The sequence below is a fragment of the Curtobacterium sp. MCPF17_046 genome, assembly GCF_003224295.1.
Lineage (GTDB): Bacteria > Actinomycetota > Actinomycetes > Actinomycetales > Microbacteriaceae > Curtobacterium.
Map to the genome: position 1 here is coordinate 35,568 of NZ_QKLB01000021.1, position 16,156 is coordinate 51,723.

A 16,156-nucleotide genomic window follows, 5' to 3' on the forward strand; every position below is an offset into this window, starting at 1 on the left:
CGAGGGAGTGGTGACCATGAGCGATCAGGCAAGGGTGCCGGCGTCAGCAGTCGGGTACGTGTTCAGGACCGCACCGGCCGACAAGGCGTGGACCTACATCGGTCAGAGCACGCGCCTCGACCCGAAGCACGTCGATGGCTACCTCGGCAGCGGGGCCTTCATGACCGAGGTGCTCGCGGAGCATGGCACCAGTGGCCTCACCAAGACGATCGTCGCGACGGCGGAGTCGCCTCTCGAACTGCACTACCTCGAGATGCTGCACATCGCCGAAGCCCGACGAGACGGTGTCCGCGTCGGCAACGGCGACTTCGGTGGTCCGCGACCGTTTCCGAACCTGCAGCGGGCGCTGTGGGAGGTCGCCCCGGCCGTGATGCGTGTGGCCGACGACCCAAAGCGGTTCTACGACGCGCTCGTGAAGCACCGTGACCTGGTCGAACAGGCGATCCTCGACTCGTCGAGTGTTCCGGTGGACGCGTTCTACGCAGGTATGGAGCGCGATCTTCGCGCCACCGAGGACTTGTCCCACCCATGCCCGTCGTGCGGCTCCAGAATCGGCGAGCTGTGCCGGACGAACTCGAAGTCGCTCACCAAGCCTCGGAACCCCGCGCGGAATCACTCGAAGCGGCCGCGCTCGTGACGACGTACACGCCGCGAGAGCTGGCGGCCGAGCTCGGCTACACGAATGAGTCGCGGCCGGGAAAGGTGGTGCGGGAGTACATCCGTGAGAAGTACCCGGAGCACACCGGACTCTGGGAGCTCGACGAGACACAGGCCGATGACGTGAGACGGACGTGCCTCGAGCGTCCTGACTCGGCAACAAGCGGCTCTGATCAACGCGATCCAGGGGAAATCAATCGTCGACATGACTGTTGCGAGGTGGCCGATCGAATGGTTTCGGCGAAGCATAGAGTCCACGCAGCACAGGTTCTCGGGCGGCGACCGACGCGGCGTGACTGAACCGCTGCGGCGGAGAGCCGCACCCATCGTCGGGCACGGGTGCTCAGGCTCGCCAGCCACTTCGACCTACTCGAGGGCGCGATCGGACCACATGTACCACTCTCGCGTTCAGAAACCGGTACAGGCTCGCGTGGCAGGTTTTCCCAGGTCAAACCGGCATTTGAGGGCTCGTGCAGGTGTGAGTCGTGTACCACTTTTGAGCCGTGATTTTAGAGAACCGGTACGCCCCATGAGCCCTACTTCCCTAATTTTCCAAGGAAGTAGGAGGGTAGAGAGGCAGTTTGTACCGGTTGTACCGGTTTCTGCGAACCTCTACGCACGCACGCACGCATGCGCGCACACGCACGCATAGGGCTTCCTCGAAAGAAGCGGTACAACCGGTACACGGCACGCTTTCCCCCGATCAGGACCGCTTTCATGCCGATCTGCTCCCGGTACACGAAGTGGAACACCGCGTGCCCACAATCGGTGATGCGGCGAGAATCAGGCCTCTAAACTGGGGTTTTCGTGGCGTCGTTGAACGCGTGCCTGTACCGAGAAATCCGGTACAAACCGGTACGACGAAAAATCCCCGGGGAGCAGAGGCCCCTCGGGGGATCATTCGTGTGGTCGACGCCGGCACGGCGTGTTCGCACAAGCTGGGCGCGTCACCCGATTGTGACGTGGCGCGCTACTGTGCCCGCTGTTGGCGGGTGAGCGCATCGGAGTGGACTTGCCACCCCCGGTCTGTCAGTCACGCCGGTCACTCCTCGTGCGCTGACGCTCCGGGAACCGCCATCAGCTGCAGTTGCTGCGCAGCCTCGACGCGCGCGTGCGCTTCGTCGTCGATCGCGACTCGGATGACCTCGACGCCGCTGTCGCGGAGTGCCGCAGTCAGCCACGCCTTCGGCCTCGTCAGGTACTGCTCGACCTCGACGTCTATGACCGCGATGACGAGCCGCGTCGCCTCGAGCTTCCGGCCGGCCCAGAGGAGCTTGAAGGCGTCTGTCGCGAGCTTCTTCGGTTGCCCGCCTCGTAGCGCGCCGACGTGCGCGTACGCCTCGACGAGGACCTTCTGGTCCTCGGACGCTCCGTCGAGCTCAACGCGGACACCGTCCTCGAACTCGACTCGCGCCGGCGCCAGCGGCACTCCGACGTGCGCCGCGATCGCGGCAATGATCAACGGCTCGGCGTCGCGCTGAGCGAGGGAGTCGGATACGTGCGCTGTGCTCACGGCCGCAGCGTACCGAGTAGGGGCCGCCGGCACTGGTCGGTCACGGCGCGGCCCGCTGTGGGTCGTTCGTGGCCAGAACGGGGCCGCTGCCCTCCCTCTCGCTGGCGTTCGACGGTCGCTGCAGACCAATCCGCCCACCTTCTGGCCCAGACGTGACCGCTATGCGGTCACAGCACGGCCATCTGACGCTGAACGCGTCCGGGTGCCCCCCTTTTTCCTCCGATGCGCCGTGGAAGGAGCTTCGACGGTCGCCTCGCGGCCCAGAGAAGGCCGCCCCTGGTCACGATTCACCCACGAGTGGATCAGCCGTGACCAGGGACGTGGCACAGAAGCCCGGTGCTAAACGCACCGGATGTGGCTCGATCACGGGCTGGGATGGGCGGGAGCGAGGCCCGACCAGAGCCCGAACAGTCGCGAAGTCCATCGTCGCCGGTCGCTCCACAGTCGTGCCCGATGGGGCGAAAGGAGAACTCAAGGGCGCCGCTGAAGCGGCGGCAGCGGGACCCGCCACGGCGTCGTTCCTCCCCCGTGACGATGTGGCTACAGCGCTACGCGAGAGGTCTCCGCGATGCTCCGACCTGCGCTGCTTGCGAGGGCCAAGGCAGCCGCGTGCCCGCGTCTGCGTCGGGGTTGATCAGGTGCTGATCCGCAGGCTCCTCAGCCCCTGGCGTCGCTGCGCTCGATGGGTTGATCCCCGGCGTCACGATGCCCAGAACCGTGGATCAACCCAAACCCCGACTTCCCGCGGCAAACGGATGCCACTTGATCACCACCACCAGGCTTGATCCTTCGGAGCTGGTGTTGATCAAGATGAGGCTGATCCATCCGTTTCCCCCGATCACAGCAGCAATCGTGACCTCGATCCGTCGCTGGAGCTCCGGATGCGAGTAGGAGAAGAAAAGGGCATAAGGGGAGGTGACGCCGAGCTGCGTTCTCGACTCGCTGCGCTCCTCGTGAACTTGCTCGTCGGTCGGCTCAGCCGACACCTCTTCGGGCGTCCCTTCGACTCTCGCTGCGCTCGGTCTCCGGGCCTCCCTCACCACTCGTCGCTGCGCTCCTCGTGGCCCTTACTGCGTCGCTGCGCTCCTTGCCCTTCAACACCCATCAGGGGCGTTCTCGGGTGCCTTCCGCCGGTGCCGCACCTCCGCTTCGCTTCCCCACGGACACCGTCGGCTGACCACGCTCTCGCGAGGCGTGGACCACGAATGCCACAGAGGCTGCGCCGCCCCTTCCTGCGACAGCCCATCGCACGGCCTGGAATGAATTCGGAAATGATTCCCGCCATGCCGAGACCCGCGACCGTAGCGGCTGCCCATGGCGAGGTGATGCCGGGGCAGAGTGCACACCTCCCGAGTAGGCCGACCAGGCGACGAGGTGCGCGCAGCAATGACCGAGCGAGGGATGACGCCGGTCGATGCTCCATCCACGTGCGTTTGTCGCCACCTGGCTCCACGTGTATGGTCTGCTGCAGGTCTGAATGATTGAAAAGGACCAGAGCCAGTGACGGCTCGACGAGTGGGTACGCCAAGCAACCGTTAACAGGTTCGGCTAGAGGGCCTCCTCGAAAGCATCGACTTTCGAGGAGTACCTATGTCTCAGATCGCTCTGACCCCATCCGTTCAGTCCGGCGACTTGCTCACCCCGGACGCCCTCGCCGCTCGGCTCCACGTGACGACCCGGAACTTGCGGCAGTGGCGCATCACCGGAGCAGGCCCGCGATTTGTCCGAGTCGGGCGGTTCCCGCTGTACCGTCAGGAAGCCGTTGAGGCGTGGCTTCTCGAGCAGGAGTACACCAGCACCGCCGACGAACTGCGCTGAGCCATGGGGACAGTCAAGTCTTACGAGACAAAGACCCGAGGCAAGCTCTACGAGGTCTGGTACACGAAGCCTGATGGGACGCGCGGCCACGACCGCGGCTTCCGCCGCAAGACCGAAGCCCTTAACTATCTCAACACCGTCGAGGTGTCGAAGTTACGGGGTTCCTACGTTGACCCGACGGATGCGCGAGCGACGATCGGCGAGCTCGGAACGAGTTGGCTCGAGATGCATCGATTCAAGCTCACGCAGAGCAGCTTCCACTCCGTCGAAAGCTGTTGGCGCGTGCACGTCGAACCAAAGTGGGGCGGGTACGCCGTAGGCCGAGTCACCAAGCGAGACGTCCAAGCGTGGCTGAACGAGCTCGGTGGTTCGCTCTCGCACACCTCGGTGGCGAGGGCCCGAGATTTACTCGCTGGCATCCTCGATGAAGCCGTCGAGGAGAACCGCGTTGTGAAGAACCCTGCGCGCGGACTCACAGTCAGGAAGAAGCCGATCCCTGATGAGGTGTTCCTGACTCATCGGCAGGTCGAGGCGCTGGCGTCGGAGGCCAGATACGGCGACCTTGTCCGGCTACTTGCGTATACAGGGCTGCGATGGGGTGAGGTGACTGCCTTGCGTGTTCGTAGCGTTGACCTCGGTCGCCGTCGCCTCAACATCCGAGAGGGAGTTACAGAGGTGAACGGTCAGCACGTCCTGGGCAGTGTTAAGTCGCATGAACGGCGCTCCGTCGCGTTTCCCGACTTCCTCGACTCGGCTGTTGCCGCGGCCTGTCGGAACAAGCACCCCGACGATCGCCTCTGGTCGTCACCCGTTGGAGGCTTCCTTCGGCCAGGGCACTCCAGCCAGGGATGGTTCGCGAAGGCAGTTCAGCGGACTATGGCGGCCGACGCAAGCTTCCGCCGCGTCACACCACATGACCTCCGGCACACCGCTGCCTCACTCGCGATCAGCGCTGGCGCCAACGTCAAAGTGATCCAGCGGATGCTGGGCCACAAGTCGGCGAAAGTGACTCTTGACACTTACGCGGCGCTGTTCCCCGACGACCTGGACAACGTCACCTCCGCGTTGAGCCGACAACGAGCGGAACAGCTATAACCGTGGCGAGCATCATGCGCGGCACGGCGCACTCCGGTAGTCATGACGGGGCATTGACTTGGAATCGCCTGGCGCTGTCCCGCAGGTGAAGCACCAGACCGCGATCGTTTGGAGCGCCAGTGGTGCAACAGCTCTACGGCGCAGCCCAAGGCGGAAGGAAGACCGGGGGAGGTGTGCACGACTTCGTTGTTCAGCCGCGAGTCAGTTTCGCTCGCTCGACGTGTCAGAGTGCGGCGCTGGGCCGTGAATGAACCGACTTGGACTGCCGAGCGCGTCAACTGACGAAAGGCGGGCAATGGTCATAGAGCTCCCCTATCGGGGATCACCCCGTGCCCGCGGCTGGGCCAATCTCATGTTGTGAGCTCCAACCAAGTCATTCCGCGCCCTTTCGGCCGGAAGGCGAGCGAACCCTCAGGTGCGAAGTACATCGAGGTAGTCGCCGGAAGTCTTGATCGTCGCGGCGAGGTCAGAGGCCGCGTCGTCCACCGCGAGGCGTGCCTCGTCGAACGCGTCGAGGACGTCCCTGCCGGTTTGCGAGCCCACAAGGGTCCCCACGAATTCGGTACTGAGCAGGTCGACCTGTTCGCTTGCGACGAGCAGGAACAGCCTTAGTCGGTCGACCTCGTCGATCAGGGCAGCAAGCGCGGCGCCGAGGTTTTGGACGCCGACGCCGCGGCTGGCTCCGGTTGCTGTAGCCGCGGCGGCCTCTGCGACCGTGGTAGCGGCTGCGCTTGCCGCTCCGGTGGGGGGCTCATCCGGGCTGCCACGGGCCTGGAGTGTTGCATCCGGATTTTGCGGGACAGCGGGCGAGTAGTCGGATTTCAGCGCAGCGTGGTTCAAAGCAGCGGTCTTCTGCAAGCCGGCATGCACGGCGGCGATGAAGGCGGCGCGGTCACCCGGTGGCTGCTGGTTGTAAGCCCGGCGCAGGAGGAGCGCCGCCTCTCTCGCCTTCGATTCCATTCCGCTCGCTCCGACCCCGCCGAGTCCAGCCGCGACCGCGTGCTTGGCCGCAAGGATCGACGATTGACCCCAGGCGGGGACCCAGGACGGTTTCGTGCCTGGCCACATAGCCGAACGACCGTCCAGACGAGCTGCTTCGGCGCGGAGCCCATCCATCGCCTCAGAATCGTCTACGAAGCGAATCTGCTTCCCGACGGCCCAATCAGTGCCCGTCCGGCTAGCCTCGTCGGCACCCGCCGGCGGATTCAACCCGGAGACGACCGCTCCGAAGGCGATCGGGAGGAGCACCGCAGGTGTCAGAGCAGCACCGACGATTGCTGCCGTGCCCCCCGCCGCGAATACGGCCGGCGCCTTGCGCGCGGCGGCGACGGCGGCTCCGATGGCTCCGCTCTTCAGGCGAGCACCGATCGATTGGTCGCCGAGACGGGCGAGGGTCGCCCGGACACCGGCTTGCATCGTCGCTCGTGCGCTGGTCATCGCAGATCCAGCACGACGAGCCCGGCTTGTGCCGCGAGGACGAGGGCGAGTCGTGCTACGTCGTGCAGCTCGGTGAGCCCCGGGTCTTCATCCGGACCCCGTTCGAGACCGGCCTCTGTTGCGAGGTCGGCCATGGCCTGCGCCACCGCGGCCTCCGCCGTACGCTCGCCGTCGACGGCCTGCAACACACGAAGCACCACGGCAGGGATCGTCGCCACGCCGTCCCCGCGGGGGACCCGCACGTCGACCATTGCCAGGAGGTCGCCGGGGTCCCCGGCGACCTCGAGCTGCTCGTCGGCGCCGATCGCGATCACCGGCACCAGGTCGTCCCGGCAGAACCCACCGGTGCCGAGGACGAACGGCAGCAGGAGCCCGTCGTCGACGAGTTCCTGCACCTGGCCGCGGGCACCCTCCGGAACGTCCGCTATGCTCGCCCACGCACCAACGTCGACGAGCGCCGCGACCGCCGGGACCTGTTCGTCGGTGAGCGGCGCCGGACCGGCGCTCACCCGGAGCCAGAACGCGTCCGCCTCGTCGAGGACGGGCGCCCCGACCGGCACGAGCAGCATTGACCCGTCGTCCCGCACCGTTGGCCGATCACCGCTCCCGATCCAGCGGATCGTCGTCCACTGCGCCTGCCGCTCGACGTTGGTCTGGCCGCGGTCGCTCATCGTGTTCCTCCTCGCCGGGTGGGTGTCAGCTGTTCAGCAGCGTCTCGGCGTAATCGCGCGCCTGCTGAGCCGCCTGTGCGAGCTTTGCCTCGGCCTCCTCGATGGTCGAGATCGCCGTTGCGAACGCATCGGCGACGTCACGACCACTCGACGAGGAACTCAGCTGTGCTTCCATCTCAGCAGCCTTGTCGGTGACGTTCCGCCGGGCACCGGCGAGTTCGGTCGCCTGCTGCTCGGTGTCGTCGGCGAGGGCGGTGAGGGCCTGGTTGATGTCGTCAACTGCGGACATGGTGTTTCCCTTTCGTTGGTGCGTCGATCGACGCGGGTCAGGACTTGAGGAGACCGGTGAAGGTCCGGACGACCAGATCGCTGTCGAGCGACTGGACGAACCCCGGCTCGCGGCGGAGCTGGTCGAGGAAGTCGGGGAGGGTGAACGCCGGGATCCCACCTGGCCACGTCACCCCGTCGATGCGGCCGACGCCTCCGTCGGTCGGGACGAGGACGACGGCGGCGCGGAGACCGAGGGACCCGTAGTTGCGGTACCGGGAGCCGAACCGCTCGACAGCCATCTGCATGTTCTTCGTCATCCGCTTCGGCTTGCCCACCGGCAGACCGGTCGGCACGTCGATGCACTGCAGCTCGGTCCCGGCACCCCGGTAGACGACGTCGCCGCCCGGGTAATACTTGAGGTCAATCAACCAGATCGTGCTGCCCGTCACGATGGCGCAGTCGACGTCCGACTCCTGCTTGCCGTATGTGTCCCCGGTCAGCATGTGGATCGACCAGAAGCTCTGGAAGCGCTCAATGAGCCCAGCCTTCGCGAGCGCCTTCGCGAAGTTCTCCTCGCCGCGCTGCCCGAGTTGCTTGGCGGTCGCGCTGAACCCGGCGCCCGCGAGCCCGGCGCCGGGGACGCCGTGCACGGTCGCGCCGGTCGGCACGGGGAGCGCCTGGAGCGCAGCCGGCTCGTACCCGCTCATCACGCCTCGTGCCGACGCCCTGTCGAGCAGACCGCGGGTCGCGGGCGGTGCGGGATGGTCGGAAGCCCCGCGCGGGGCGGCGAACAGTGCGAGCAGCTGTCGGATCAGTCGTCGGAACCAGCTCTCGGCCGGCGACGGCTCGATCGGCACGGGCGGTGCCGGCTCCTCTACCGGCGTGGGTGCCGGTTCAGCGGGTTCCGTCCGCTGGGCTGCCAGGGCTGCACGCCGTGCCGCGAGTGCGGCGGCGGCATCGGCGTCCCCGCTCGCGGCCGCGATCCAGGCCTCGACCGCGCGGTCGAATTCCGACGCGGCCTCATTCTGCCCCCGAGCGGCCGCCGCGACGTCGAGCGTCGTCGCCACCGGACGGACCCGCGCGGGCAGCTGCACTCCGCTCGCGACGACCTTCCGGTCCTGCAACCGACGGGCTGACCGGGCGTACGACGTCGCTGCGTCGCGGGCCTGCTGCTGGACGCGGGCGACGCTCGTCTCGTGGCGCGCCGTCAGGCGCTCGGCGGTCGTGCTCACCGCACGGCGGGCGTCAGCGCCCGCATGCTCCGCCTCGACGATCGCGTCACCGAGCGCGACAACCCGCTCGAGATACTCCTCGTATGTGCTCACGCGTGTACCGTCGATCGGATCCGCGCGACGTCCCCGTTCGCTAACCGGTAGGGGATGAGCTTTTGCGGGCCGGTGCCCGAGCCCGAGTCGCGGTAGAGCGCGCGGTTCACTGCCCCGCTCCACTTGGTGAGGAGTCCGTTGGTGCGCTGGGCGGTCTCCTCCGCACCGAACAGCACCGCGGTCCCGCTCGTGTAGGTACCGACCTTCTTCTCGATGTGCTGCAGGTAGGTCGAGCTCTGCGCCCACCAGGAGATGCTGTGCAGACCGGTCGTCGGACCGTCCTGCCAGATGCCCTGGAGTTGTTTGAGCAGGGGGACCGAGCGCACCCCGCCCTCCCGCTCCGAGATCGGCGGCATGCGCTCGAGCCCGAGCCCCACGACGAGCACCGGAGTGGATGAGTCCGTCCGCTCCGGCAACGACCCTGCGGTCGCCGCGATCCACTCCTTCACCTCCCGAGCGGTCACCCGAACGACACGGTGCCCGAGCTCCACGAGTTCCTCGAGCCATGCGTCCACCTGACCGACGGCGCGGTCACGCTGGTCGAGCAGGTCGAGGACGACCACTTCGATGTCGCCCGGAGGGCGCTGAGCGAGTGCGGACGTCACTGCCGACCGGATCAGGTCGAGCGCTAGGTGGTCGGCCCGCGCCCCCGGCTCGACGTCAATCTCGCCCGCGCTGCCGACGATCGCCAGGTTGCGTCCCGGCACGCGGTCGAAGGTGAAGGTGACGGGCTCCTGCGTGACGGCAACGGGTCGACCGAGGAACGCCCGGACAGGAGCCTCCTGCTCCGTCACCGCCCGGGCCGTCGCGCCGATCGTCGCCGTGTCGGCGCCGAGGTCGACACCCGATGTGCCGTCGAACACCGTGGGCAGTGCGTGCCCCGCCGGCTGGTTCGCGCACCAGTCCGCCCGGAGGGACGTGAGCGTGTGGGGATCGGCGAACGGCGTGCCGCCGATCCGGTTGCCGTCGAGCGCTCCGGCCTCGGTGTTCACGACGACCTGACCGCGCTGCCGGAGGTCGGCGGCGGCCCGGTTGCCACTCCCGAAGGTGTGCTCGGAACCGACCGGTGTGTTCCGGAGGCCGACGCGCAGCTTCAGCTGTGCGAGCAGCCCCTCGCGCACGTTCCCCCCGAGGGTGTCGATCGACCCGATCTCCTGGCTCGCCAGGATGATGTGGATCCCCGCTGCTCGCACGAGCTTGACCAGGGAGAGGAGCTTGGCGGCCGCGTCCTGGCCGACACGGTCGGCGTCCGAGGCGAGCAGCAGTTGGAACTCGTCGATGATGACGACGATGCGCGGCATCCGCACGTCGGGGTTGGCCCGGCGGTATGCGGCGATGCTCTGGGCGGAGGAGATCTGTGCCATCCGCCGCTTGTAGACCCGCTCGATTTCCTGCAGCACCGCGAGGCCGTATTCCTGGTCAGCCTGCAACCCGATGACCCGGGCGTGCGGCAGGTAGGCGGCCTCGCTCATCGACGGCGCCATGGTCGCGAGCGTCACGCCCTCCTTCATGTCGAGCAGGTAGAACTCGAGCTCGTCCGGGGAGTAACGCGCTGCGAGGGCATGGATGACGAGCTGGAGCAGATTCGACTTCCCCTGACCACTCGATCCGGTGACGAGCCCGTGCACGACGTCGTCGCCGAAGGTCACGTCCACGGGACCGGCCGGGGTCCATGCGATCGGCGCGGTGAGCCCCTCGACGCTCAAGCCCGTCCACCGGGCCGACGGCAGCATCTTCTCGATCCGGACCCTGGCCTGCTCCGCGGCCTGCGCGAGCACGTCCGCGACCGCTGAGGCAGCGGACGCGGGCGTCGTGCTCTGCACCACGACGTTCACGTCCGGTCGCCGTGCCCACAGCGCGCGGTTCGCTCGCACCTCGATCGAGTCCCCGAGCGCTCGGAGCGATGCCAGGTCGAACCAGGCCGGCACCGCGGTCGGCTCGGGGACGTGGAAGACCATCGCGATGCCGTGGCGCGGAGCGACCTTCGCGAGGGTCATGAGGCGCTCGTGCTGCTGTTGCGTGACCGACCGGGGATGGTCATGGAAGGTCACGAGCGTGTACCGCTCGACCTGCCGACCCGTCGCACGGCGGTGCGCGGTCAGGTCGGGATCGACACCCAAGAGCCGGTTCCCGACGCGGGAGACGGTCGCGGTCAGCTCGTCGAGGAACGCGTCGAGGGCGCGGCCGGGCTGGACCACCCGGACGAGCGACGGGTCTGCCTCGGTGAGACGTGAGAACGGCGCGAGCGGGTTTGCGAGGTCGGGGTCGTGCGCGACCAGCGCGAGCTGCCCGGCCGCGGTCGAGCGCAACGCCTCCGCCTGCACGGCTCGGAGGAGCCCTTCGGCAGCCTCGCCCACGCCGACCACGGTGAGCGGAGGGTGACCGATCAGCGGTACGAGCAATGGGAGTTCGAGTGTCGTGTCGAGGCCGACCGCCTTGGCGTTGAAGAGCATGGTGCCGACGTCGACGAGCTCGGCGACGCGCAGTGGATCTGACTCGTCGACCGCGCCCGTGAGGTTGAAGGCGGCATCACGGGCACGTGACTGAGCAGTGAGTACGCCGTTCCTGGCTCGGGCCTGCCATGCCGCCCGCTCCCGCTCCGCCGCCGTGGCAGCGGACGTCCGCTCGGCCTCGTGCTCTCCCTCCAGGCGCTCGAGCTCCGTCTCGAGGGCACCGAGCGTCTCGGCGTGCGCAACCCGCAGTGCCTCGGCGGCCTGCCGGAGAGACGCTCGCGAGGGCTCAGCCGACATTCGACGCTGCGGCCTCGTGACGAGCTACCACGACCCGCGCGGGGCGGAGGAGTCGGTCACCGAGGAGGTACCCCTCGCGCTGGACCGACACGATCACGCCCGCTTCCCCATCCCCGCTGGGGACGGTCGCGACGACTTCGTGCAGACGCAGGTCGAGCGAACCGGAAGTCTCGACGGCGCGGAGTCCGCGGCGTGCGAAGACCTCGAGCAGTTCCTCGACCACCGAGGCGTTCAGCTCGGCGGACGGAGTCTCGGTCTGCAGGCGGTCGAGGGCGACCAGCGTCTCGGCGAACACGTCACGGTAGGCGTTGCCGAGGTCCAGGGCGTCGCGCTCAGCGAGACTGCGCTGCACCGACTCGATCAGCTGGTTTTTCGCGCGGTCCTCGAGGAGCTTGCGCTGGAACAGGTCGCGCAAGTAGGCGACCTCCTCACCGATGTCCTGGCTGGTCATTGCAGCCCCGTGCCGGCCGCCCGGCCGAGCGCTCTGCGGTTGATCTTCCATTGCCGCGGCCAGCACCGTTCGACCGTCCACCAGATCCAGAGCCCGAGCATGAGGACCATAAAGACGATCGAACCCGCACTGTTCGAGCCGAGCACGACGAGCGTCACGATGACGAGCACTATCGTCGCCAGGATGCGGCGGACGCTGAGCCGGTGGAACCGACGACGCTTGGCGTTCTCGAGGTTCTGACGCTGCTCGTTGAAGTGCGCGATGACGCCCTCGTCCTGCGAGCCGAGTTCGGCGACCTGGGCGAGCCGCTGTTCGACGTGCGCGATCTGCCGCTTGTTCGTGAAGTAGACCCCACCGCGGTCCTGGCTCAGTGCGGCCTCGGCGTCCTGCAGCAGCATCGAGGCGTTCATCTTGCGCGCGTAGGGCTCCCCAGGGAACTGAGCCGTGATCTGCCCGGCGAGCGACAGCGCCTCCTGCAGACGCCCCTGGTCGGACAGCGCCCAGGCGACGCGGCCCAACCAGTACGGGTTCGACGGCTCGATCGCCGCTGCGCGTGCGAATGCCCGCTCGGCGTCCTGGTAGCGGTGCTCGGCGTCGTAGACGTCACCGAGCAGTCCGGCGATCTGCGCGTCGTCCGGGTTGCGACGCTGCGCCTCCGAGGCGGCGAAGTCCGCGTCCGAGTAGTCCTTCAGTTCGAGGGCGGCGTACGCGCGCAGGGTCCAGGCGCTGATGCTCTCCGGATCGGCGTGCGTCGCCTGCTTCGCCGCCTGCGCGGCGTTGCGCGGCTGTCCGTTCGCGAGGTACGACCTGGCGGTGTCCTCCCAGTCGGTGGTCGGACGGGCCACTGGCGGCTTCTCCTCCGGGGCCGGGCGTTGCGCGGCGAGCTCGGCGTCGTACGCGCGCCGCTTGTCCGCGTCGAGGAGCGTCTCCTCCGCCGCAGCGAGGCGGTCCATCATGACCTCGGCGTTACGCGCCTGCTCCTTGTTCGGTGATCCGGCGACCTGCCGGTACCGCTTCCGGGTGGTGCGGATGGCGTCGCGGATGACGTCCTCCCCCGCACGCGTGTCGACACCGATGGTCTCGTAGTGGTTGTTCATGTCGTCTTCCTGCGTCTGGTCCAGGACGGACTCAGTTGATGCTGATGGCGGCGATCTTCGCGGCGGCAGCGTCCACCGCGTCGTCGTCCAGGTTCGCGAGCCGGTCCACCTCGAAGGTCCCGAGCGAGGCGTTCGCGGTGAGGTCCGTCACTTCGATGGCGATGGTCTGGTCGATGTCGTACTGGTACGAAATCTCGATCGGCGCTCCGGCGGGGTACGGCGGGATGCGGAGGGTCGCTTCACCGACGATCGTGACGAAGTCGGGGTCGGCGTCGTCGCCCTGGGTCACGCGGATGCGGAGCTCGGTCTGGTTGTCCGTGACGGTCTCCCCGCCCTTGCTCCCCTTCCCCGGGATCTTCGTGTTGCGGGGGATTACGACCGAGTTCACCTCGTTGTGGTCGTCGTCCAGCATGATGACGCCGAGCGCCTGCGACGTCACGTCGGCGATGCTCACCCGCTCACCACCGAAGAGCGTCGGAGCGAGCGACGCCGAATCGCTGTCGACCGCACCACCGCTGGCCTGCGCCTCGAGGGCAGCTTGCACGGCCGCGCCGAGGGCGACGGCCTCGTCGGGGTTCACGTCCAGGGCGACCGGCTTGCCGGAGAGCTTCTGCACGAGCTCCCGCACCGCGGGCATCCGGGTTGAGCCGCCGACCAGCAGGACGTGGTCGATCTGGTTCCATGCCAACCCAGCTTCGGCAAGGACGTCCTCGACGAGCTCCTCAGTTCGCCGGAGGAGCGACGCCGTGGCGGCCTCGAACTGCGCGCGGGACACTTCGACGCGGTGGTGCCCGCCGTTGAACGAGAGCTGGATCTTCGTGTTACTCAGGTTGGTGAGAGCCTTCTTTGCGAACTCGGCTTTCTCGCGCAGATCGGCGACCGCCGCCAGGTCGTCGAGGATGCCCTTGACGCCCTGTCTCGCCAGGTCATCAGCCACGAGGTTCATCAGGGCGTTGTCCCAGTCGAATCCGCCGAGGTTTCGGTCGCCGTCGGTCGCGAGGACCTCGAAGTCGGCACCGGCGATCGTGAGGACCGTGACGTCGAATGTGCCGCCGCCGAGGTCGTAGACCAGAACGGTGCCCTCCTGCTGCGTGTCGAGGCCGTAGGACAGCGCCGCTGCCGTCGGCTCGTTGAGCACCCGGAGGACGTTGAATCCGGCGATCTTCCCCGCTTGGCGAGTTGCCGTGCGGCGCGCGTCGTCGAAGTACGCCGGGACGGTGATGACGGCGTCGGTGACCGCCTCACCGAGCTCGCGCTCCGCGTCCTCCTTAAGGCGCTTCAGGATAATCGCCGAGACCTCCTCGGAGCGGTACTGCGCGGTCGCCGAGTCGAAGCGCCAGTTCGGGTCGCCCATGAAGCGCTTGACGTACTGCACGATGTCGTCGGGGTAGGCAGCTGCCTGCCGCTTCGCGAGTTCACCGACCAGCGGCTCGTCCTCGCCGCCAAATGACTGGAACAACACGACCGAAGGGGTCGTCGTGGAGCCCTGGTCGTTTGGCAGCACCTCCGGGCTGCCAGTGACTCGCAACACCGCGACCGCGGAGTTGGTGGTGCCCAAGTCGATGCCGACGGCCCTGCCCATTGATCCCCCTTTGCGCTCGATCGATGACGAAACAGACGTCCTGGGATCGATCGAGCGGAATGAGCGTATTGAGAATTTGTCCGGTGTGTCGACCTTTGCCCCCTGAACTGGGTATCGGAGGGGCAGGTCGACGGGCGAGCGCCTCCTCTCGTCGGCGGCGCGGTCAGTTACGGCCTGGAGGCACGGCCGGGCCCGCACCGTCCCTCCTGGCCGTCAGGTGGATCGCGCCGGCCCAGGCGCGGCGGGTGGACTCGCTGCCGGGTGGCACCCGGTCAGCTCCCCGTTGCTCAGACCTCTGGCTGGGCGCGCCGATGTGACCGGGCGCGCCGATGTGTCCGGGCGGTGCTAGCCGGGACCTCCGCGCTGTGGCCGCTCGTTGAAGAGTGCGGCTTCGGGCGGGCGCATTGGCGTTTGGCGTCGTCGTCGGCAAGATGCGGCAAGTAGCTCCCGCTTCCCGTCCGGTGCCGTCGGAACTCGCGACTGATCGTTGACGGGTACCGGCCCAGACGAACGCTGATCTGGCGGATCGAGAGTCCCAATCGGCGGAGCTCGGCGATCTGAAGTCGTTCCCGCATCTCAAGGTAGTGTCCGACCGCTGCCGGTGCGGTCGGTGTGAGCGATGGGATGCGGTAGCCGGCTCGTTGACGTATCCGGGTGCCGGAGCATCGGGTCAAGCGCAGCAGTTTGCAGGTGTCGGTGTTGCTCGAGTCCTGACGCATTAGCTGCCGGTACTCGTCCTCGACGTCGCGGAGTTTTTGGCCTCGCTATGCCGTCGCCAGGGTGAGGTCAGCAACGTGCGTCAACGCTGCCAGCGCTCTCCGCAGCGCCGCCATGGCGGCGTTTTTGTCACGGCGAAGCCGACCCTGCCCTTCCAGCTCGAGCAGGTCAGCGCGCTTCCGGCTCATCCGAAGCGTGCCTGCGGCAGACACGACGGAGCCTCCCTCCCATAGGTCGTCTTATCGGAGGCACAGGAGCCGGTAGCCGATCGCGCGGCCAAGCGTGGATTCCACCGCGGCATCTTCGACAGATGCGCCGCCTGGAACGCCGACGAGAACTGACCCTCGACCCTCGACCCTCGACTCGACACGCATATGTTGCCCGCCATCGAGGTCCAGGCGCGCTTCCCAGGAGCCCGCGACTGCTCGTCGCACCGATCACGTTCAACGCTGCCGCAGGGTCAGAACCGGAACGGCGAACTGCAGATACCGCTCGCGAAGGAACCGGTATTCGGTCTCCTTGCTAATTGCGGCGATTCGTGTGGAGAGTTTGGAACCCTGTCCCTCACGGATCGGAACTAGGAACCGGACAGCTTGCGGTGACGACAGGGAAAGGTACACGCGGAACGAGTGAGTCCGGGGATGTTAGCCGGACGCCGGTCGGGCGCGGAGCGATGGCTGCGACCGATCGGAGCATTCCGCTGTTGCGTAGTCCTCCAAAGGGGGGCCCTGCGGCTGTCTCTTATACACATCTCCGAGCCCACGAGACATCTC

Annotated in this window: 14 protein-coding genes; 3 read left to right on the forward strand and 11 right to left on the reverse strand. The window is 67.5% G+C overall.

The features are described from left to right. Positions 1–16 precede the first annotated feature (16 nt). The gene (locus DEJ32_RS14865) at positions 17–637 is read left to right on the forward strand and encodes a hypothetical protein (protein WP_146234185.1); all 621 of its coding nucleotides are present in this window, start codon (positions 17–19) and stop codon (positions 635–637) included. Positions 638–1,699: 1,062 nt separating this feature from the next. Here the strand turns inward: DEJ32_RS14865 and DEJ32_RS14870 are convergent. After that, positions 1,700–2,170 carry a hypothetical protein gene (locus DEJ32_RS14870; RefSeq protein WP_146234186.1) on the reverse strand — a complete coding sequence of 157 codons (471 nt, stop codon included), beginning with the start codon at positions 2,168–2,170 and terminating at the stop codon, positions 1,700–1,702. A gap of 722 nt (positions 2,171–2,892) precedes the next feature. After that, positions 2,893–3,156 (reverse strand): hypothetical protein, encoded by a 264-nt coding sequence (locus DEJ32_RS14875; protein ID WP_110901848.1) that lies wholly within the window; start codon positions 3,154–3,156, stop codon positions 2,893–2,895. Positions 3,157–3,760: 604 nt separating this feature from the next. Between DEJ32_RS14875 and DEJ32_RS14880 the strand changes: the two genes are divergently transcribed. Continuing rightward, positions 3,761–3,988: an AlpA family transcriptional regulator gene (locus DEJ32_RS14880; RefSeq protein WP_110901849.1), complete on the forward strand. Its 228-nt coding sequence runs from the start codon at positions 3,761–3,763 to the stop codon at positions 3,986–3,988. A 3-nt stretch (positions 3,989–3,991) separates the two neighbouring features. Continuing rightward, on the forward strand, positions 3,992–5,083 hold the full coding sequence (locus tag DEJ32_RS14885; protein WP_110901850.1) for a site-specific integrase: 1,092 nt from the start codon (positions 3,992–3,994) through the stop codon (positions 5,081–5,083). 411 nt (positions 5,084–5,494) lie between these two features. Here the strand turns inward: DEJ32_RS14885 and DEJ32_RS14890 are convergent, their stop codons facing one another. From DEJ32_RS14890 to DEJ32_RS16700, 9 genes are all read right to left on the reverse strand, one after another. After that, positions 5,495–6,520 carry a hypothetical protein gene (locus tag DEJ32_RS14890; RefSeq protein WP_146234187.1) on the reverse strand — a complete coding sequence of 342 codons (1,026 nt, stop codon included), beginning with the start codon at positions 6,518–6,520 and terminating at the stop codon, positions 5,495–5,497. Then, on the reverse strand, positions 6,517–7,191 hold the full coding sequence (locus DEJ32_RS14895; protein WP_110901852.1) for a hypothetical protein: 675 nt from the start codon (positions 7,189–7,191) through the stop codon (positions 6,517–6,519). Before DEJ32_RS14895 ends, DEJ32_RS14890 begins: the two co-directional genes overlap by 4 nt. A 25-nt stretch (positions 7,192–7,216) precedes the next feature. Further along, positions 7,217–7,480, reverse strand: a complete 264-nt coding sequence (locus DEJ32_RS14900; protein WP_110901853.1) for a hypothetical protein — start codon at positions 7,478–7,480, stop codon at positions 7,217–7,219. Between the two features lie 37 nt (positions 7,481–7,517). Then, the gene (locus DEJ32_RS14905; RefSeq protein ID WP_110901854.1) at positions 7,518–8,786 is read right to left on the reverse strand and encodes a nuclease-related domain-containing protein; all 1,269 of its coding nucleotides are present in this window, start codon (positions 8,784–8,786) and stop codon (positions 7,518–7,520) included. Further along, positions 8,783–11,536 (reverse strand): FtsK/SpoIIIE domain-containing protein, encoded by a 2,754-nt coding sequence (locus DEJ32_RS14910; protein WP_110901855.1) that lies wholly within the window; start codon positions 11,534–11,536, stop codon positions 8,783–8,785. The genes DEJ32_RS14905 and DEJ32_RS14910 overlap by 4 nt, the downstream gene beginning before the upstream one ends. Further along, complete coding sequence (locus tag DEJ32_RS14915) at positions 11,526–11,987, reverse strand: nucleotide exchange factor GrpE (protein ID WP_181420704.1); 462 nt, start codon at positions 11,985–11,987, stop codon at positions 11,526–11,528. Before DEJ32_RS14915 ends, DEJ32_RS14910 begins: the two co-directional genes overlap by 11 nt. Then, positions 11,984–13,084, reverse strand: a complete 1,101-nt coding sequence (locus DEJ32_RS14920) for a tetratricopeptide repeat protein (RefSeq protein ID WP_110901857.1) — start codon at positions 13,082–13,084, stop codon at positions 11,984–11,986. Before DEJ32_RS14920 ends, DEJ32_RS14915 begins: the two co-directional genes overlap by 4 nt. Before the next feature lie 31 nt (positions 13,085–13,115). Beyond that, positions 13,116–14,864, reverse strand: a complete 1,749-nt coding sequence (locus DEJ32_RS14925) for an Hsp70 family protein (RefSeq protein ID WP_258369092.1) — start codon at positions 14,862–14,864, stop codon at positions 13,116–13,118. An 89-nt stretch (positions 14,865–14,953) separates the two neighbouring features. Continuing rightward, complete coding sequence (locus tag DEJ32_RS16700) at positions 14,954–15,385, reverse strand: helix-turn-helix domain-containing protein (protein WP_110901859.1); 432 nt, start codon at positions 15,383–15,385, stop codon at positions 14,954–14,956. Positions 15,386–16,156: the final 771 nt, after the last annotated feature.

Coding starts and splice junctions, on each gene's coding strand:
- DEJ32_RS14895 (WP_110901852.1), bottom strand. CDS start 7,191: ATGAGCGACCGCGGCCAGACCAACGTCGAGCGGCAGGCGCAGTGGACG.
- DEJ32_RS14880 (WP_110901849.1), top strand. CDS start 3,761: ATGTCTCAGATCGCTCTGACCCCATCCGTTCAGTCCGGCGACTTGCTC.
- DEJ32_RS14865 (WP_146234185.1), top strand. CDS start 17: ATGAGCGATCAGGCAAGGGTGCCGGCGTCAGCAGTCGGGTACGTGTTC.
- DEJ32_RS14900 (WP_110901853.1), bottom strand. CDS start 7,480: ATGTCCGCAGTTGACGACATCAACCAGGCCCTCACCGCCCTCGCCGAC.
- DEJ32_RS14920 (WP_110901857.1), bottom strand. CDS start 13,084: ATGAACAACCACTACGAGACCATCGGTGTCGACACGCGTGCGGGGGAG.
- DEJ32_RS14885 (WP_110901850.1), top strand. CDS start 3,992: ATGGGGACAGTCAAGTCTTACGAGACAAAGACCCGAGGCAAGCTCTAC.
- DEJ32_RS14910 (WP_110901855.1), bottom strand. CDS start 11,536: ATGTCGGCTGAGCCCTCGCGAGCGTCTCTCCGGCAGGCCGCCGAGGCA.
- DEJ32_RS14915 (WP_181420704.1), bottom strand. CDS start 11,987: ATGACCAGCCAGGACATCGGTGAGGAGGTCGCCTACTTGCGCGACCTG.
- DEJ32_RS14890 (WP_146234187.1), bottom strand. CDS start 6,520: ATGACCAGCGCACGAGCGACGATGCAAGCCGGTGTCCGGGCGACCCTC.
- DEJ32_RS16700 (WP_110901859.1), bottom strand. CDS start 15,385: ATGCGTCAGGACTCGAGCAACACCGACACCTGCAAACTGCTGCGCTTG.